Annotated in this window: 14 protein-coding genes and 1 tRNA gene; 3 read left to right on the top strand and 12 right to left on the bottom strand. The window is 39.6% G+C overall.

Annotated features, from left to right (window positions below; all coding sequences use genetic code 11):
- The first annotated feature begins 68 nt into the window (after positions 1 to 68).
- Positions 69 to 140: transfer RNA gene (locus ACR2F3_RS10135), tRNA-Arg, on the top strand.
- Between the two features lie 94 nt (positions 141 to 234).
- Here ACR2F3_RS10135 and ACR2F3_RS10130 read toward each other — a convergent pair.
- The 11 genes from ACR2F3_RS10130 to ACR2F3_RS10080 all read right to left on the bottom strand — a co-directional run bounded on the left by ACR2F3_RS10130 (position 235) and on the right by ACR2F3_RS10080 (position 15328).
- Complete coding sequence (locus ACR2F3_RS10130; protein ID WP_432709861.1) at positions 235 to 417, bottom strand: DUF3606 domain-containing protein; 183 nt, start codon at positions 415 to 417, stop codon at positions 235 to 237.
- 81 nt (positions 418 to 498) lie between these two features.
- The gene (locus ACR2F3_RS10125) at positions 499 to 1686 is read right to left on the bottom strand and encodes an AGE family epimerase/isomerase (RefSeq protein ID WP_432709860.1); all 1188 of its coding nucleotides are present in this window, start codon (positions 1684 to 1686) and stop codon (positions 499 to 501) included.
- Positions 1673 to 2632, bottom strand: a complete 960-nt coding sequence (locus tag ACR2F3_RS10120; RefSeq protein ID WP_432709859.1) for a DUF4434 domain-containing protein — start codon at positions 2630 to 2632, stop codon at positions 1673 to 1675. Before ACR2F3_RS10120 ends, ACR2F3_RS10125 begins: the two co-directional genes overlap by 14 nt.
- 9 nt (positions 2633 to 2641) lie before the next feature.
- On the bottom strand, positions 2642 to 3328 hold the full coding sequence (locus tag ACR2F3_RS10115) for a GDSL-type esterase/lipase family protein (RefSeq protein WP_432709858.1): 687 nt from the start codon (positions 3326 to 3328) through the stop codon (positions 2642 to 2644).
- Between the two features lies 1 nt (position 3329).
- A complete protein-coding gene (locus tag ACR2F3_RS10110) occupies positions 3330 to 4013 on the bottom strand; it encodes a GDSL-type esterase/lipase family protein (RefSeq protein ID WP_432709857.1) in 684 nt (227 codons plus the stop codon).
- 24 nt (positions 4014 to 4037) lie between these two features.
- Positions 4038 to 5255 (bottom strand): MFS transporter, encoded by a 1218-nt coding sequence (locus ACR2F3_RS10105; RefSeq protein ID WP_432709856.1) that lies wholly within the window; start codon positions 5253 to 5255, stop codon positions 4038 to 4040.
- Between the two features lie 156 nt (positions 5256 to 5411).
- On the bottom strand, positions 5412 to 6818 hold the full coding sequence (locus ACR2F3_RS10100) for a family 10 glycosylhydrolase (RefSeq protein ID WP_432709855.1): 1407 nt from the start codon (positions 6816 to 6818) through the stop codon (positions 5412 to 5414).
- Positions 6819 to 6890: 72 nt separating this feature from the next.
- Positions 6891 to 8570 (bottom strand): DUF5018 domain-containing protein, encoded by a 1680-nt coding sequence (locus ACR2F3_RS10095; RefSeq protein WP_432709854.1) that lies wholly within the window; start codon positions 8568 to 8570, stop codon positions 6891 to 6893.
- 29 nt (positions 8571 to 8599) lie between these two features.
- Positions 8600 to 10303 (bottom strand): RagB/SusD family nutrient uptake outer membrane protein, encoded by a 1704-nt coding sequence (locus ACR2F3_RS10090; RefSeq protein ID WP_432709853.1) that lies wholly within the window; start codon positions 10301 to 10303, stop codon positions 8600 to 8602.
- A gap of 9 nt (positions 10304 to 10312) precedes the next feature.
- A complete protein-coding gene (locus ACR2F3_RS10085) occupies positions 10313 to 13504 on the bottom strand; it encodes a SusC/RagA family TonB-linked outer membrane protein (protein WP_432709852.1) in 3192 nt (1063 codons plus the stop codon).
- A gap of 18 nt (positions 13505 to 13522) precedes the next feature.
- Positions 13523 to 15328 carry an FAD-dependent oxidoreductase gene (locus ACR2F3_RS10080; RefSeq protein WP_432709851.1) on the bottom strand — a complete coding sequence of 602 codons (1806 nt, stop codon included), beginning with the start codon at positions 15326 to 15328 and terminating at the stop codon, positions 13523 to 13525.
- Positions 15329 to 15630: 302 nt separating this feature from the next.
- Between ACR2F3_RS10080 and ACR2F3_RS10075 the strand changes: the two genes are divergently transcribed.
- Entirely contained in the window at positions 15631 to 16857 is a 1227-nt protein-coding gene (locus ACR2F3_RS10075; protein WP_432709850.1) for an ROK family protein, read from the top strand.
- Positions 16858 to 16865: 8 nt separating this feature from the next.
- Here ACR2F3_RS10075 and ACR2F3_RS10070 read toward each other — a convergent pair whose 3' ends face one another.
- A complete protein-coding gene (locus tag ACR2F3_RS10070; protein ID WP_432709849.1) occupies positions 16866 to 18047 on the bottom strand; it encodes a copper amine oxidase in 1182 nt (393 codons plus the stop codon).
- A gap of 178 nt (positions 18048 to 18225) precedes the next feature.
- Between ACR2F3_RS10070 and ACR2F3_RS10065 the strand changes: the two genes are divergently transcribed.
- Positions 18226 to 18714 carry a TspO/MBR family protein gene (locus ACR2F3_RS10065; protein WP_432709848.1) on the top strand — a complete coding sequence of 163 codons (489 nt, stop codon included), beginning with the start codon at positions 18226 to 18228 and terminating at the stop codon, positions 18712 to 18714.
- Positions 18715 to 18761 lie beyond the last annotated feature (47 nt).

Here is an 18761-nt window from a genome sequence, read left to right as displayed (position 1 = left end):
GAAATAGTTTTTTTTCTCTGGATTCAATATACCCTTTATTCCAATGATTTCTATATATTTGCGGCCTTGTTCCCGTAGTTCAATGGATAGAATGTTAGATTCCGGTTCTAATGATGGGGGTTCGAATCCCTTCGGGAACACACAGAAAAAGCCCTTAACAATATGTAAGGGCTTTTTTATTGGTTAGGATTATCAGCTAATTGCGCTAATAATATAAAATTTATGGAAATAACGTTAGTTGTTGCTCTTCAGGTACTCTTCTACTTTTTCTCTGCTATTTCCAACGGCCTTAATAGCTTCCCTAACTTGTTCTCTACTAACGCCCAATTTTTTTTGCAGGTAAGATAACTCATAATCCTCGTTCCCACTTACTTTACTACGGTCTCTTCCATCCTGGAAATTCTTGTTGTCTGCCATAATTTTGTGTTTAATAAAATTATAAAACATATTAAATGGCCAAGTGTTTGATTTTAGATAAGTTGTTATGCAAAGCCAGGATTACTTTTCCATTGCTAGCGGTCCATTTTTTTGTTGAGCCACTTCCATTGTTCTGGAAATTTGCAACAAGGCTCTTGGCACATGAAATGCACATTTCCATTTACCACCTTTTAATGGCAGCAGCACTTCACCTTTTCTATTCAGATAGGCAAACCACTCCCCATGTTCAGGATCTCTAAAGCGGTTCCAGCTGTATTCATGTAGCTTCTCAAACCAAAGCAAACATTCCTGACTACCAGTTAACGCATAACCCTTCGCCATGCAAACTAAGGATTCAAGATGTACCCACCACAGTTTCTGATCCCATTCAAGTTGCTGTAGTGGATGTCCTTTGATGTCCAGGAAATAAAATATACCTCCATGCTTTTTATCCCATCCATAATCCAGTGTCCTCAAGGCTATCTTAGTGGCCTTTTCGATCAAATCCTGGTCTTGTAAACGGGTACCTAAATCCATGATGAACCACATAGCTTCAATAACATGCCCAGGGTTAACCAACCTTCCGTCGAACGAATCTGAAAAAGTACCATCAAGATTCACATTTTCCAAAATTAACCCACTTTCAGGTTGGTAAAATACTTCCATCACCTCGTGGATAACTTGTCTTAAGAGATCATCTACTACTTTTTTATCCAGTAAGTGTTCCATCTCCAGCGAGAGATTACTTAGTATCATAGGAAGTGCAAAATTCTTTAAGGAACGTGTACCCGGAAAAGCTTTAGTGTATTTTCCTTTCGGATGATCACGGCGTTCCAGGATATTGAAAAAGGTACTTTTTGCAATTTCTGCGTATCTTTCTTGCGGATCTATTTTGTATAGCGCTGCAAAAGCCATACTCGCAAAACAATCAGAAAATATATTATAAGGCTGCACCAACGGTTGCCCTTGCTTATTTAAAGAAAAATACCAATTTCCATCCTCATCACGACCATGCTTTTCTAGAAAGTCAGCACCATGTCTTGCCATATCCAGCCACTCTTGTCGTGGTTCTAATTCATGATACATGGTTGCAAAAGTCCAAACTTCACGTGCCTGCAACCACATAAATTTATCCGTATCAAAAACATTCCCTACACGGTCCAGGCAATTGAAATATCCCCCATCCTGCTCATCTTTTGAATGCTTCATCCAAAATGGAATCACATTATTTATTAATTCCTGCTCGTAAATTACACTATAATTGTTCATCTCTTTGCTCAAATTGTCTATCCTTTAGGTATTCTTTATATCGATTAAATAAGTTTCCGGCCTGCGGGTATGCAGACTGTGGACTCATAAAGTGTGAAAATTCAAATGTAATGGCTTTGTCGTACCCCGCCCTTTGTGCGGCTTCTAACTTTAAGCGAAGTTTCTCAAATTTGATAGGTAAGAACTTTATTGGCATATCTCGGTCAAAACTTTCAGCATTTGTCCAACACTGCAGCCCATATTTGTCCGCTATCTTTTTATTAACAGCAAAAAAATCATCAAGCTCATGGTAATCTATATGCCCATCTTGAAATGCAACCGCATCAACAGCCCCACTAATGCCTTGAAATATATCTCCCCATTCTTTTTCATGTTCCTGTAGAGATACAGCATCCTGTTTGCTCAGTTGTGAAGATGCTGCCATAACCGCCTTTTTGCCATCTATCCACGGAGAAATAAGTGTTGGCAATCCATCGCTTACATCTTTGCATTGCTGCCCAAGGGTACGGAAGGCGTCTATCGCACCCAAAGTACCCCTGCTTATTTCCATACTCAGGTACCACCCGCTAAAACTCTTGTAATGCCCGTATTGTTTCCATACTTCATCAATTACGAATCGATTGGCATCAATTTCATATTGCATATTACCTGTATCCCAATACTTTCCACTATCATATAAGCCGAAATAAAACTTCATACTATATTTATCAGCCAGTTGCAAAAACATCTCTACCAGGTCAACCGGCGGCTCATAGCAGCCGTGTTTTTCTTGCAGGTAACGTGAAGGGTAGGTAATAAATCGCCTATAGCCACTCCGGATCATGATGACTGTATCTATTCCAATTAACCTCATATAAGCGAAATCTCTATCCCATTCCTCTCTTCCCCAATTCTGGTGAGGTATGTCATGAGAAATCTCATCAATGAAAGTTCCTGTTATTTTCATGTATAATTATTATAAATATTTTTTAATCTTTAAATAGTTGACCCACAGAACATAAGCCGCTGGATTGATATGTATACCGTCTATTGTTAATTCTGGTTTTAACTTATTGTTACCGGCATCAAAAACATCATGAAGATTGATATAAGTTAAATTGTATTTTGTAGCTAGAACAGCAATTTTACGATTGAGCTCAATGATATACTGTCCTTTGTTTTTTAAATAGTCTGCTTTTAGAATATCATCATTCATAGGCAATACACTTTGTAGGTAAAGTTTAGTTTTTGGCGAACCTTTCTGGAACTGAACGATCATTCGCTCATAATTGCCTGCAATAACATCTACCGGCAGTCCCCGCCCAATGTCATTGATACCTATCAAGAGAAAAACTTTTGAGGGTTTACTAGAAATAATCGGCGACAGGCGAGCCAGCACTCCAAAAGTATTGTCACCACCAATGCCGCGGTTCATAATTACCTTCCCCGGAAGTAATTCATGCCACATGCCTCGCTCGGTAATGCTGTTGCCTAAAAACACAATAGATTTCCTTGGTAATGGAAGATTTTCGAAGAGCTCCATTCTTCCCTGGTAATAACTATTGTTATAAGTGCTATCGATTTTTGCTTGTTGTGCAAAAACCGGGGTTATATAAAATAAGCCCATCATTAAAGTGGCAATAGAAATAAACTTAATTTTCATTTTATAGTAGATTTTGATTTTTTAAATATGCAGCCCATAAAACATAGCCTTCGGGCTGCAAATGAAGGCCATCTGTTGTCAAGCTACGGATGAGCTGGCCATTTTCGTCCTTAAAAACGTTGTTGTATAAATCAACATAGGGCAATTTGTGTTTAATGGCCAGGTCTTTCATTAAACCGTTTAGTGCAATTATTTTTGGATTACGGATATTGTCATAAATAGACGCAAGCATTGATTCTGTAACCGGGAGCACACTTTGAAGATAGAGCTGTGTTTTAGGGCTGTTTTTTTTGACTTTTAAAATAATGCGCTCGTAGTTTTTAGCAATGACATCAATGGGTGTTCCTCTCTTGATGTCATTCACGCCAATTGCAAGAAATATTTTACGGGGTTGATGCACCAGCACATCGTCTAGCCTATAAAAAACACCAAAGGAATTATCACCACTAATACCCCGGTTTACTACCTTTTCAACACCAGTTACATCTTGCCATTGGCCTACTTCTGTGATGCTGTTCCCTATAAAAACAATTGCCTTTTTTTGAACAGGTAAAGTTTTGAAATACTGTAAGCGCTTAACATAATAACCGTTTGCATAACTACTGTCTCTTTCAGAAGTCTGCTGTTGTGCCATGCTATAAACGGCATTGGCCAAAAGCAATGCCGTGCAAAATAATATCTTCATTCTATATGTTATTTGTGTGTGTTACTACTTATCTGGTTCCTGGTCTACTTTTCTTAATGGAACCAGCCATGTTACGATAAATGCCGGAATGGTTGCAAAGAGCACCCATATAAAGAATTCTTTATAGCCTAAGTAATCGCTGATCCATCCGCTGATCATCGAGGGGATCATAAAACCGAGGTTCATTAAACCGCTGCCGAAAGCATAATGCGCCATTTTGTATTTACCGGGAGCAATATTCTGCATCATAAATAAAATCAGGCCTACAAATCCATAACCGTAACCGAAATATTCTATGGTAACCGCTGCCGCGATTACATATAAATCCTGAGGCATGGTGATGGCAAGAAATGCATACGCAGCAAATGGCAAATTGAAAAATGCACACAAAATGAGTAGCGTCTTCTTTGTAAGACCTTTGTTTGATACGTAATACCCTGCTACTATTGAACCCAGCACGAAAGAGATGGAGCCAAAAACGCCATACAGCAATCCAATTTCTGAGGTGCTCAATCCCAATCCGCCCGTCTCTCTGGAGGCTTTGAAAAATAAAGGGATAATTTTAATAGCCTGCCCTTCAGCAAACCGATAAAAAACGATAAAACATAGACTAAACCAGATGTTCTTTTTCTGGAAGAAAGTAATAATTACATCCTTAAGCGTAGCGAAACCCTCCTTTAGAGAAGAGATGGACTGCACTTCTTGTCCACCAGGTAAAACCCTCATGTTATACAATCCAAGGAGTACCATGATTATTCCATAAGCAAACATCACCACCATCCATGCATTTTGAATACCAATCTCCTTTTCCATTTGCCCGGCGATATAAACCAAAACACCCCCTGAAAATACCTTGGCAATATTGTAAAAAGCCCCTTGCCAGCCCACAAACTTGGCTTGAAGCTTAGGGCTGAGCTCATTAAGATAAATACCATCGGCAGCAGTATCATGGGTAGACCCGCTGATGGCAATAATTGTTAAAATGGCAATTGAAAAACTAAAGAAATGATCCATTTGCAGGGTTAAGGCCAATAGACCAAATAATACACCCGTAAATATTTGAGTAGCGTAAACAAAGAATTTCTTTGTTTTGTACATTTCTAAAAAAGGCCCCCAAAGTGGCTTTATGGTCCAGGGAAACATAATCAGGGATGTCCAAAAAGCGATCTGCGTATTAGAGATACCCATATTTTTATACATGATAGTACTTGCTCCTGAAAGGGCCACAAAAGGTAAGCCCATAGCAAACCATGTTGTTGGTATCCAATATATAGGATTTAATTTTTTAGTTTCGAGCTTTGACAATGTGTTTCTTGATAATTTGTAATTAATTTATTTGGATACGGGCTATATAGCAGCTAGAAACGATCGGTTACCACCATCTTGTTTTCATCATTGTTATTTCTTCAATCCTTCTCTTACCGCATTCCAGAGCGGCTGTTTTAGCCTGTTGTACTGTGGCGCATAAATGTGAACAACATCAAAAAGCATAGTGCCACCTGTGGCATTAGCCTGAATGTACTTGATAGTATTACTTATTGCTTGTTGATTTGGCCAGTCTACATTGCCCATATCGATACTACCATATAAAGGCATTTTGTTGCGGGTGATGTATTTACCTCCCTTAAGAGACCCTTCTACGCTCCACCAGTGGTAAGCAAGGTTAGCAGATGCTGGATTGTCTTTAATCATCAGCTGGGTAAAATAATTTCCAGTCATCAACAGATCAAGCTGTTCTCCATATCCTGTTTTATTGTAATCAGGGTATGCCCAGTCAAAACGGACTTCGGTATCATTAAAGGGATCATATTCATTACTTGCCCAGTTTACCCCTACTTGATAATAAGTTGTATACCAAGCACCCACATAAGTACCAAATTTAACGTTTGATTTTACGCTTTTAACCGCAGCTCTTGCTTTCACAAAGAAATCATGAATAACAGTCGCTCTATAAATCAACCAGCGTTTATAATATTTTCCGGTAACATTTGGCACCACCTGATCGGCCGTAATTTTCCAGCTGGTCACAACATCAGCAGGGAAATTCATTTTCTTAGCCTCTGTATCCTGATATTTGGTTTCCAGGAATTTGATAAAGTCGTTTTTGCTGTAATCCGAAAAATCTGCGCTTACATCAGTATACCGAGCATAATCAAGTAGCATTCCATCGACTTCATACTTACCCACAATCTCTTTAACAATATTAAGGGCCCTTTCCTGAACGGCAGGTATTGCCGGGTTTACAAATCCATTTTTTCCCGTAGCAGTAATGGGTACACGATTACCATTAACATCGCATGTGATCGATTGGTATTCATCTTTCCAAAGCGGATCTTCAAAAACAAGTCCGGTCGATTTTCCACGATCACCTTCTACAAAGGTTACAATGGATGCATATACTTTAAAATTACGCTTTTTGGCCTCTTTGATGATAAATCCTACATAGTCAACGCCGTTTGGTATTGTTTTTCCATCCTGGGAAGTAATTTGCTTGCTAAACTGGCTTGGATACATGGTATAGCCCGATGAGCCTTTAACGTCTATTACCAAACCTGTGACCCCTACATCCTTCAAAGTGTCGAGGGTGGTTTTGATCATAGCGGTATCACTAAAACGACCGTAGGTTCCAAAAACATTGGACCGCGCATCAACCCAGGCAATAGCTTCTCCCCTACGTTCTTCTTCTATTGGTGGTTTTTCTTCACCAGGATTTACAGGCTGCTCTACTGCAGATTTTTTACAAGCCGATAAGCTAAAAAGTCCGATTATGGACAAAAACCAGATGGTATGAAAGACTTTTTTCATTATATAATGTTTGATCATTGTAAAGCCACCCTGTATAAAATACTTTACAGGGTGGCGTCAATTTTTATTAAGTTAAGGGGCGTACTTGGTGAACTCGTGTGCCATTATACCACCATTAGTAAGCAGCATATAAACCTGCATACGTTCTTTATCTGGCGATAATGCAATACAAATATCTCCTGTTCCACTGGCATTGGCATTTGCGCCAATAAATATCTCAGAATTGTAAATATTGAAAGTTGAATATCTTGGATCAGATGGGGCAAGTGAAATTTTAGAATTTTCTGTCACATCAAAAAGACCAAGAATTGCATTATTGTAACTGTAAGAGTTTACAAATTTCTGCACAGCCAAATATTTAGCATTGTTAAACTCCACGTAGTCGGTGGCAAAATGAAATATACCAAATACTGAAGTAGAGTTATTAAATCCAAACATTCGCTCGTTGGTAGCACCATTGACCAAGGCAATTTCAAACTGGTAATTGATGAAATAATTGGCATTTGGCTGGGTAGAAACTGGCTGCGCATCTGCCTGGAAGCCCATAAAACTAGCTGCACCACCTGTCATTGATCCATAACGGATCACTTCTGGTGTCTGACTTACTGCCTGACCATTTTTAATAGTCCATTTGTATATAATGGAAGACTGACCACCAGGAGACATGATTATTGCATCTCCATTGAGGTCGCCATAAATATTGACACGACGGCCAACACCACCATCACCTGTAATTGCTGCGGGGTTATTGTTAGTCCATTCAATTAATTTGACAGGAGTAGCATCAACATCTGCCCATTTATAAGCCAGGAATTTGCCGTTTTTAGCTGCAAAGGTAGTACCTAACAGGTTTCCGGATAAGTCATGAGCAATTTGGAATGACAGCGCACTGAATGGCATTGCCATATCTTTAACATAGGCTCCTGTATTTCTATTGTACACACGATACTTAGCTGGATTGGTACGTACTGCAGTAATCAGGTAATCGCCACTAATGGCCAATCCGGTTTCCATATTTGTGGTAAACCCAAGTTCACTTGAAGTCTTCGTCCACATCCTTCTATTAATACCCACTCCGTAATCAAGTTTCAAGGGTTCAGTGGCTTTCAAAGTGTAAGTTCTTTTTGATCCATCTTTACCGGTAATGGTCAAAGGAACATTTTGAGATAAGTTAAGAGTACTACCTGTAGCAATTGAACTGCTGGAATGTTTGTTAATATTGAGGTTCAGTTTAGCATTCGAAACATCTGTACCAGGCAAAATGTAAAATAATACATCAGAGTCCTTAATTACAGCTTCAACTTCCTGCACGGTACCTCCGGATGTATATTCAATTTTTGCGCTAGTGATAGATAAGTCTCCTACTTTTCTGGAAACCACAACGTAAGAACTGGCAGGACCAGAACCAGGTGTAATGGTCAATGTAAATGGCTTGGAAACATCCTGAAGGCCGCCTAATGATGGGGTAACCAACGCATCAGCAGGCACAGTAGATCTGAGGATTATTTTGCTCAGGTCTACTTCATTATCAGAATTGACAGGATAGTAAAAAGGTATATCAAAGTAAATGGTATCCCTGTTGGCACTGAAACGTGGTTCAAATAAACGCTCTCTACCCAAACCTTCCATGGTGGCGTAGATATCTGAAAGTTCGTTATTTGTATTGCGCACTACCGGCTCTGCCTTTTTACAAGAGCTGAGCATTAAAGAAGATAATGCTGTAACTATGATTGCTAATGATAAATTTTTCATTATTTATACTTTAATATGATGACCAGACATTACCATCCCTTAATTTGGGTAATGGCATTATTTTTAAGAATTTCGTCTAAAGGGATAGGGATGTAATACAATGCAGGCGTAAACTGACGGTTAGCATTATCTACGGTTACAGTTTGGTAGGTAACTCCTGATCCGCTTGATGTGCCACGGTGCCCGGTAAATCTGGTATTGTTTAACACAATATGCGCTTTTCTCCATCTTCTTAAATCCCAGTAGCGGTGCCCTTCAAAAGCCAGCTCCACCATTCTTTCATGTTCGATGGCTGTCATCATTTCTAGAGCAGTTTGTGAAGGTGTATTAGGCAATCCGCGTTTATTTCTCAACGCATTTAAAGAATTCTTGGCAGCATCAATTTTATTAATCTTTGTTTTTGCTTCAGCATCAATCAGCAAAATTTCTGCATATCGCATTTCCATCCAATTTTGATCACTTCTGTTAACGATAATATTGGTATTTGCCTGATCAAGGAACTTCTTCGCATAATAGCCTGTTACAGTTCTTTTTGCTTCAGTAGCTCCAAATTCAGTAATACCTTCATTCACATCAGATGTAGTGGTGTTTAGCGTACGTCCTTTCCAGGCCGAGCCATTGTGCAATATGGTAGCATAAAACCGCGCTTCTCTGTTGGCATAAGGATTTGCTGCATTTGCTGGATTAGACCATGAAAATTTTGAACCATTACTCATTTCAAATTCATTGACAAGTTCTGCCGTAGGTACACCATATACTAAGGCTTGGCCCGGCGCATCGTTTGGAGGTACAAATCCCAGGTCCTGCTGGTGAGTAATCTGAGGTCTTGCGTAGTGCACTGTAAAAATGCCCTCTTTAGAATTTTTGTTGGTAAACATTGTAGCAAAATCATCCAAGGCATAGACACCTTGATCTGCAAGCTTTTTCACCTCATCAGCAGCGTTTGATGCATTGGTATAATATTCCTGTGCTTTTGATTGCGGTATACCTGTCAACTCATCCGAATTAAATTGCTTTCTGTCATATTCAGCAATGGAAGCTGCGTACAACCATGTTCTTGCTAACATACCATATGCGGCACCTTTAGTAGCTCTTCCTGTATTGGCGGGATCCCAGGTCGCGGGAAGATGCTGTGCTGCAAATGCAAATTCTTCAGCAACAAACTTGTAGCAATCATCTTCGCTGGAGCGAGGATTGTCTTTCTCATCTGGACCAATCAATCGATCTACTATGACTACACTACCATGAAGTTTCAACAACCAAAAATAGACATACCCACGGATGAATCGTGCTTCAGCTTGAAGCGCGAGTTTTGAATTTTCATCCAACCCTTGTGCTTTGGTTTGAAGTCCTTCTATAAACTCATTCAGGCGTCGGATACGAGCATAAGCCGAAGTCCAGTAATTTAACTGGGGTCCTGCAGCATTTACACGGGATGCATCTGAAGCAAGGATATTCACCGTTCCATTACCAGAAACACCGGAAGAGTACTTCATGAGGTCTGTTAAACCATCCGTTGCATTATCATATCCTATAGGGAAACTGCCAAATTTGAAAGTATTAAACTCACTGTACATCCCAATAATATATGATCTTATGTTTGCCGGGTTTTGGTATACAGTAACATCTGTGTATCTGTCGAGAGGATCGTAATCTATTTTACAAGAACCCATTGCGATGACTGCTCCAAGTACTAAGATTGATTTCTTCGTTATTTTAATATAATTTTTCATGACGTCAGATTAAAAAGTTAGGTTAACTCCACCAGAGATCATTTTCTGCTGAGGATAGAATCCATTATTTACATTTGGCATTTCCGGATCCAGGTATTTCAGTTTATCCCAGGTAAAGAGATTGAATCCTGAAACATAAAAGCGTACGCGTTCTAATTTTGAGTTAAATGCAGTTTTTGGTAAAGTATACCCTAACTGTACGGTTTTAAGACGTAAATAACCGTTATCTACAATAAAAGCAGAGTTTTGATTCGCATTGTGCGGTGACAAAGCAACACCTCCAGAAGTTAATCTCGGATATTTAGCGTTTGGATTGGTTGGAGACCAGGATTGCTCGACAAGGTAATAAGGTGAATTTCCGTAACCATAGAAAGTTTTGGTAAACGGACTATTGTCTTCAACTCCGCTTGTACCAGAGGAGCCTTCATATACACCACCTAAGGCCAGACTCGAAATAGCTGCTCCCTGGAATAGTGCAGAAAAATCAAACCCACCATAACTAGCCTGCAAATTCAATCCATACATGATCTCAGGTAAGTTGCTTTTTCCAACAAAAGTCATGTCCGCATCACGTGTAATACGTCCATCACCATTAAGATCTTTATATTTAAAGAATCCTGGAGCTAAAAAGCCTGCACTTGGAGAGGTTCCGTTCCTGGCTTCGTCCCAGTTTTGATAAAAGCCATCTACAACAAACCCAAGCTTTTGGCCAATTGGATTACCTGTAGTTTTTTGCCATGCTGGAAGATTTTGGTTTTCATTGATCAGGATGACCTTGTTTCTGGCCCAGTTAAAGTTACCTGTGATAGAGTAATTGAACTTACCGATATTATTTTTATGTCTCAATTGCAAATCGAATCCGCGGTTATCAGTAATTCCATCATTAAATGTAGAAGGAACATTTCCTCCAATCGTTGAAGGATAGAGGTTACCCCTACCGGTCAACACATCCGTTACAACCGTATAGAAATAATCTAAGTCAACGCCTAATTTTCCATCCCATAACTCTGCCTGAAAACCCACATTGGTCATTTTATGACGTTCCCAGGTTAGGTTTCTATTGGGAGGTGATGTGGTGTATAATGCTGCTAATGGCGTTCCACCAATAACAACCACCGGATTATCATTTAACTGAAATGCCGGCAGATAAGGGAATAACGACTCTACATTGTCTTTTCCTAAAACACCATAACTTGCCTTAAGCTTGAAAAAGCTTACTGTTTTTTTAATGTCAGCGAAAAAACCTTCCTCACTCACAACCCAACCTAATCCACCTCCAGGGAAATATCCCCAACGGCTTTCAGCAGGAAAGTTTAGAGAAGCGTCTGCACGCATGGCAACTTCAACAAGATATTTGTCTTTAAAGGCATAGTTAATACGTCCGACATAACCATGTCTGGCTCCAATGCCACTATTTCCTGTGGGACTGATAAAATCATTCGTTGCTGAACTTCCAAAATCTATTTCCTGCAAGTCTGATAATGCAAAATTCCTTGCACCTGTAGAAAAAACATTTGATTTACGTCTGGACCATTCATATAAGGCCAATACCGAAAATTCATGATCATTTATGGTTTTATTATAATTTAAACTTGGTTGAAATGACAACCTGTTGTTTTGACTATAACTCTGTCGTAATGTATTTACCGTTAAACCCGGAGGATTGGCTATCAACCTAAAATCACCTGTTGTTTGATTTCTTGCCCTTCCCATCAGCTGGTATGGTGTTACCCAACTTTTATTTTCTGTGGCATTTTTATCATAGGAAGTCAATACCTTCGCACTCAAACCTTCTACCCAGGGAACTTTAACATTGAATGTTAAGGTACTTTGAAAAACGTTTGTTTCTCCTTTCTGATAACCAGATTCCATTACGGAGGCAATTGGATTTACAAAGCCGGCATTACTTTCATAGGCAGTTGGCAAACCATTTGCGTACATAGGCATATTGGGCAATATTCTAACAGCCTGATAAAACGGGTTCATATAAGCCGAGTTATCTGGAGAAAGGCCTGGCGTATTTGTATTTTGCATCCTGGCATTTAAATCTAAAGCTATTGACAATACAGAATTTAATTCTGCATCAACATTAGTTCTTAAATTGTACCTTTTAAAATCCGTGTTTTCTACAATACCGTCCTGGCCAAGATAACCTACACTGGAAAAGTATCTCACTTTCTCACTTCCCCCTCTTACGGTAATACCGTGACTTTGAGAATAGCTTTTCTTTCCTAAAAGTTCACCTACCCAATCCGTATTTCCAAATAAAGGATTTGTATTGGTTCCATTTCTTAAGGCATCTATTTGTTGTTGATTGTATGTTAACGGACTTGGATCCATTCCCACATTCATTCTGTAGTCATTGTCTAGGGTTTCAGCGCGTGAAAACCAGTCCATATAATCCGGGCCATCCAGAAACTTTGGAAAACGCGTGTTGGAGTTTTGCATTACCGCTCCATCGTAACTTACCTTCGGCGCCATTGACTTACCCCGCTTAGTGGTTACCAATATGATACCGTTAGCTGCCTGCAAGCCATAAACGGCAGAGGATACGGCATCTTTAAGCACCGAAATGCTTTCAATTTCATTAGGATCCAGCTGAGAAAAAGGACGTTCTACACCATCCACAATTACTGTTGGCCCCTGGCCTCCAGCATAAGTAGACGTCCCCCTCACTCTGATGGTAGCATCATCTGCTCCAGGTCTACCAGAAGATTGTAAGGTTGTGATCCCTGGCAATCTCCCTGCTAACATGTTTGTAATGTTCATAGTAGGTGCCTGCTTTAACTCTTCGCTGTTAATCTGAGCAATAGAGCCGATTACATTTGACCTTTTTTGCGTGCCGTACCCCACTACAATTACCTCGTCCAACTGAGACTTCGATTCTTCAAGAACAACGTTTAAGGTGCTGCCTGTAACGACTGCTTCTTTAGGAACAAAACCTAAATACGAAAAAATCAATGTCGTTTGGTTGGCATCCAACGCAATATTGTACTTTCCGTTACCATCCGTAACCGTGGCATTGCTGGAGCCTTTAATTTTCACTGACACCCCCGGAATCGGCAAATTATCCATGCCATTAACAGTACCGTTCACTGTTCGGCTTTGCGAAAATGCCGTGAACTTGAAACAGCAAATGCAAAGCATAAAGGACAAAAGCATCCAAGGGAGCTTCTTTCTTTTTGTAAAAAATTTCATCATAAGGTTTGGTTTATTTAGTTAATTGATTGGGAATTGACCATCAAAATCTACTTCCAGATCAAATGGACGAAGATATTTATCAATGAGAACGGCAAGTTCGCCGCGATGAATGTTTAATCCTTTAACCCTCCCATGCTGCTGCTGAAGTGATGTTAAATCAGCCTCAACCTGTGCCTTGGTCACACTTTTATCCAGCAAAGCCATCACATCCATAAAAAAATCAAGTTTTAGATCTTTCCCCGATGCGGCCAATTCTCCCACTTGCGGATAATAGGATTTTAGACCATTAATGAATGTATATTCACTCAGTGGATGATGCGGATAAAACCACATTTGGTTGGCCCACTTGTAAGGAATTCCTGTACCTTTAAGAATGCCAGTAGCCCCTATGCGCTGAATGGCTTCAAAAGAATCATCATCAGGCTTTACATCAATAAAAGGCATAAGATATGCTTTGGCATTTAACAGTGCCTTTTGAACTTTGCGAATGCTTACCGCACCCGGATCTACATTATCTTTAATGGCGACAGCCGCTAGTGCACCTGCCGCTTGGCCAATACCTAAAACCACTGGCTGCAGCCGTGTAGCTCCTGCTACAATGTTTGAAACCCCTATGCTTTTTTCAGCTACAATAAAACCTTTGGTGTCTTGTGGCACTAGAGACCCTAATGGTACATTATAAGCAGGTACTTTGATCTTTACAAAATCAATGGCTGGAGCATTTGGATTTTTTAAATGATGATGATCAATCGTATAATCGCCAACTGCAATTCCTGTCCTGTAATATGATTTATCCTGATTATAAGGTTGCGATACGTATGGAAGTGTCAAATACGCTGCTGCTTTCAACCTCCGGGACTCGCGGTGGTAAGCTATCATAGGCAGCTTATCCGCAGTTGGAAACTCGTCATCTGCTAAGCCAAGATTTTTATAGCCCATTACTGTCTGCAAATAATAGACGAAGCGTAATGTGTGAAGCTTTGCTTCTTTTAAAGCTTCTATACGTTCTTTTGCAGTCATTTCTATCACATTTAAATAAATGTCGTTGCCATGCTTGGGCCAATTGATCATATATTTTCCATTTGGCAACTTGCCATAGGTAATCATTTTTGTACAATCAATAATCGGCGTATCGTCTTCAGCTGCCGGATCCTGTACATCACAGCTATGCTCAAAAACCTTCGGATCATAACCCGCGGGTTTCTTTATTGTCTTGTTTGCATTGTTTCCATAATCTTTAAGAACCGCCACGTATGTCAAATCCTGAATGATATCATTTGCTTCTTCTGGTGCGTAGATTTCGCCGGTTTGTTTTCTGCTGTCCATGCCAATACGGTAGCCTGCACCAACTTTAGCCATTACATCCCCAAGCTCAGTAGCATCGATCAACACTTTACAGTTAACGATATGTTGTTTCCCATTATAGTTCACTTCAACCTGCCAACCATTGTCGGTTTGCTTTATGTCCGACCATGACGAATTGTACCAGATTTTTAACTGATCATGGACTGCCATTTCTTTTAAAAGCCTGTTCCCTACCGAAGGCTCAAAAAGTGTATTGCTCACCCAGCCTGTTTCTACAGCTTTGGGCCCTCCGTAATATTTATAAATCTTCTCTCTAAACTCACCCCAGATTCCTGATGGCATCTGGTGATTGCCATCAATGGCAGAAACGCCGGCACTGGTCAACATACCACCAAGCCAAGCAGTTTCTTCTACGATTAATGTATTAATTCCCATTCGAGACGCTTGAATGCCAGCTGTAGTACCACTAGCACCACCTCCAACGATTAAAAGATCAACCGACGAACTATTATGTTTCATTTTAGATTGACCGGAGGAGGTCAAAGTATAAAGCAGAGTTAATAATAATAGGAAATACTTCATTTAATAAATGTTATAAAACGAAAGTAATTAATTATTTAATAACTAGGTATCAATTATTATTATTTTTTATTAAGTGTTTTGCAGCGGGAAATATTCATATGGGTCGTAACCCACTATTTATTAGCATAAATACATATTTAAATACATTATCACTATATTGATTTAAAATATTAATAACTTTGAAGTTGCTTTTATTATTAAATATTTTAAATAATAAGGCCGATATCTAAAAATTGCATATGACTTTCTTTGAAGAATTAAACGACGGAAATATATCCGGAGTAGCTTATAAAAACATTCGCCTTAAAAAAAACATCATTTCCTACTTATGCAATTCTGGCAACTGTACCATTGCCGAACTCTGCAAAGAGCTTAATGTCAGCACCCCTAAAGCAACCAATTTAATCACCGAATTAGTGAACGATGGAATCGTAGAAGAACTAGGAAAACTTGATTCTACCGGGGGCCGCAAACCATTTATCTACGGTATGATTTCAAATTCAGCATTTTTTCTTGGCGTTGATGTAAAACACACCTATATTAACATAGGATTGGCAGACCTTCAAAAAAACCTGGTTAGCTTATCAGAAAACATCCCCTACATCCTTAACAATGACAAGAAATCATTACTTGAACTTTGTGAGCTGATCAAGCAATTTATGAGTGCGGCCGGCGTCAATAAAGACAAAATACTTGGCATAGGACTTAACTTAACAGGCCGTATTAATTACGCTACAGGCTACAGTTATAGTTTTTTTAATTTCAATGAAGAGCCCCTCACTAACTTCCTGGAGGCAGAATTAGGAATTAGAGCCCAATTAGAAAATGACTCAAGAGCCATGGCCTACGGTGAATTTAACGCCGGAGTGGTGAGAGATGAGAAAGATGTGTTGTTTTTAAATATCGACTATGGCCTAGGCATGGGTGTATTGATCAATAGCCATCTATACTATGGAAAATCAGGATTTGCAGGAGAGCTAGGTCACATCCCGCTTTTCAATAATGAAATTATCTGTCAATGCGGAAAAAAGGGCTGTCTGGAAACGGAGGCATCAGGACAAGCATTACTCCGGCTATTCAAGCAAAAGGTTGCGGAAGGATCATCAACATCACTGATTAGCCAACAAAAATTAAATATCAATGAAATTATACTGGATGACATCATTCAAGCTGCAAAAAATGACGATGTATTATCTATAGAACTGATTGCCCAGGTTGGCGAAAAATTAGGCAGAGGAATTGCCTTGCTAATCAATATATTTAACCCCGAGCTCGTGATTATGGGCGGTAGCCTTGCAGAAACCGGGGATTATATTCGCCTGCCAATATTAAGCACCATCAACAAATACTCCTTAAGTCTTGTCAGCAGAGACACACAATTGAAGTTTTCAAAATTAGGCAGAAAAGCAGGCGTGATCGGTGCATGTTTACTTGTCCGAAAACGCCTGCTAGAAGATACTTTATAAGAATTAAATTATTTAAGGTCCACAGGTATAAAAATCAACGGCGTTGGAAGACACGATGCGCCCGGAGGTGAATAGGTGAACTTCAAAGTTTGTTCTTTTCCATCGCCAGAAGGCTTGAAGATCTGAATTAAAATAGCCTCAGGCGCTTTCTTAGTAATCAACTGATCCTTTGGCAATTGAATGATTCCTGCCGGAAACTTACCCTCACTCACCACCATACTGGCTGCCATACCACCACACCACTGGTTATCTGCAGACCTGGAATTCCAGGTTACCATAGCCAAACCTTTTCCATCTGTACTTTTCCAATTTAGCTCCACTTCATACATTACGCCGTAATTACCAGCCAATTTAGATATTTTCCCACTATGGCTTTCTTTGCCTTCAACCCAGGGATCTTTAACTCCGTCAGCCACCATTAACTGCACCACACCATCCTTAGTATCAATCGGCTGGTGGTTTACTACCTTATAATTACTTACACCAAAAATACCTCTACCTGCATTCGCATGACCGAAGGGAACGATGTGCGTAATTTTTTCCGCAGCAACTACGGAAGGCATTTTCGGATCCGCCTGTATAATAGACACTTCTCCAGGCTGGTCGATCACAAACTCATAAAACCCATGCACTAATTCGTCATATTTAACAATGTTCTTATCCAACTGCTCATCTATGGAGATGTATTTTCCAGGCGCTACTGTCCGGATCTCCTCACTACCATTGGAAGCAAAATAATCGGCCAGACCTTGTTTCCCTATCTGAAAATAATTACCACTAGGCTTTTGCGATGAATATTTAAGCATCCTTACATGCATTGGCTTTTTACCCGTATTCTTTAACATGGCAACAATCTTCCTGTCCATTTTTACAGGCTCTTTAACGCCGTTTACATTATATACATATAAACGTACAGCTCCGGGCGCTACAGCTTCCTTTAAGGCAATAGCTTCCGGCAAGCGCACATATTCTGGGTCATCAGATATAATAAACTGAGGACCAGGCATTACAATTTTCTGGTAATCAATATATTTTAACTTCTCCGTTAGGAAACCCGGCAACGCTACAATGCTTCCTTGAGGGGTTTGAAGAATCGCCTTGTTGGAGCCAGGCTGCAACGTCTGTGCAAACACAGGCATCACGGCAACGCCTAGAATAAAACTGCTGATTACATTTTTAAGTTTAGTCATTTGATGTGTTTTGGTTATAAATAGCTTCTCTTTCTACAAGTATATAATTATTATACTTAAGTTCATTAAGCTTTTTAAAAAAATAAAATAAGTTAGGGGATTATGGGCATAGGTAAATTAAAAAGTTTTCCTATTATAAGGCATGATTGTTGTCAAACCTTGAAATACCTTTAATGATATGCATACACCAAAAACCAAGTTCCAATTCTTCCCATTTATCATCAACCTCGCTATCCCTTTGCTTATGGGAGTAATCGGAAGCCTTTTTACCCAGCAGTCGGTTTCAACCTGGTACCTTACGCTTGCTAAACCAAGTTTCAATCCACCAAGTTGGGTATTTGGACCGGTGTGGACTGCCATTTACATCATGATCGGGATCTCAGCATACCTGGTTTGGCAAAAGCGGGATACGATTGCACATCTACCACGCACTGCAGCCATTTACTTCATCCAGCTGGTACTTAATTTATTTTGGTCTTTCCTATTCTTCTATGCCCACAAACTTGGGGCCTCTGTCATTGAAATCGTCGCTTTACTCGTTGCCGTGATCATTAATGCACGTGTATTTTACAAAATTGACAAAACAGCTGGCATGCTGTTTATTCCTTATATTTTATGGGTTAGTTTCGCAACCTTGTTAACGTACAGTATTTACAATTTAAACTAGAGACATCATCTGAATTAAAAATAAAAGTCCTATTTTTAATATGTGAT

Source organism: Pedobacter sp. (assembly GCF_045627485.1).
Lineage (GTDB): Bacteria > Bacteroidota > Bacteroidia > Sphingobacteriales > Sphingobacteriaceae > Pedobacter.
The sequence above is the reverse complement of the archived record's forward strand: the minus strand, read 5'-3'. Positions and strand labels throughout refer to the sequence as shown.

What these genes read in the sequence shown, in the direction of transcription:
- ACR2F3_RS10130 (WP_432709861.1), bottom strand. Translation starts at nt 417, where the DNA reads ATGGCAGACAACAAGAATTTCCAGGATGGAAGAGACCGTAGTAAAGTA.
- ACR2F3_RS10125 (WP_432709860.1), bottom strand. Translation starts at nt 1,686, where the DNA reads ATGAACAATTATAGTGTAATTTACGAGCAGGAATTAATAAATAATGTG.
- ACR2F3_RS10120 (WP_432709859.1), bottom strand. Translation starts at nt 2,632, where the DNA reads ATGAAAATAACAGGAACTTTCATTGATGAGATTTCTCATGACATACCT.
- ACR2F3_RS10115 (WP_432709858.1), bottom strand. Translation starts at nt 3,328, where the DNA reads ATGAAAATTAAGTTTATTTCTATTGCCACTTTAATGATGGGCTTATTT.
- ACR2F3_RS10110 (WP_432709857.1), bottom strand. Translation starts at nt 4,013, where the DNA reads ATGAAGATATTATTTTGCACGGCATTGCTTTTGGCCAATGCCGTTTAT.
- ACR2F3_RS10105 (WP_432709856.1), bottom strand. Translation starts at nt 5,255, where the DNA reads ATGGGCTTACCTTTTGTGGCCCTTTCAGGAGCAAGTACTATCATGTAT.
- ACR2F3_RS10100 (WP_432709855.1), bottom strand. Translation starts at nt 6,818, where the DNA reads ATGAAAAAAGTCTTTCATACCATCTGGTTTTTGTCCATAATCGGACTT.
- ACR2F3_RS10095 (WP_432709854.1), bottom strand. Translation starts at nt 8,570, where the DNA reads ATGAAAAATTTATCATTAGCAATCATAGTTACAGCATTATCTTCTTTA.
- ACR2F3_RS10090 (WP_432709853.1), bottom strand. Translation starts at nt 10,303, where the DNA reads ATGAAAAATTATATTAAAATAACGAAGAAATCAATCTTAGTACTTGGA.
- ACR2F3_RS10085 (WP_432709852.1), bottom strand. Translation starts at nt 13,504, where the DNA reads ATGATGAAATTTTTTACAAAAAGAAAGAAGCTCCCTTGGATGCTTTTG.
- ACR2F3_RS10080 (WP_432709851.1), bottom strand. Translation starts at nt 15,328, where the DNA reads ATGAAACATAATAGTTCGTCGGTTGATCTTTTAATCGTTGGAGGTGGT.
- ACR2F3_RS10075 (WP_432709850.1), top strand. Translation starts at nt 15,631, where the DNA reads ATGACTTTCTTTGAAGAATTAAACGACGGAAATATATCCGGAGTAGCT.
- ACR2F3_RS10070 (WP_432709849.1), bottom strand. Translation starts at nt 18,047, where the DNA reads ATGACTAAACTTAAAAATGTAATCAGCAGTTTTATTCTAGGCGTTGCC.
- ACR2F3_RS10065 (WP_432709848.1), top strand. Translation starts at nt 18,226, where the DNA reads ATGCATACACCAAAAACCAAGTTCCAATTCTTCCCATTTATCATCAAC.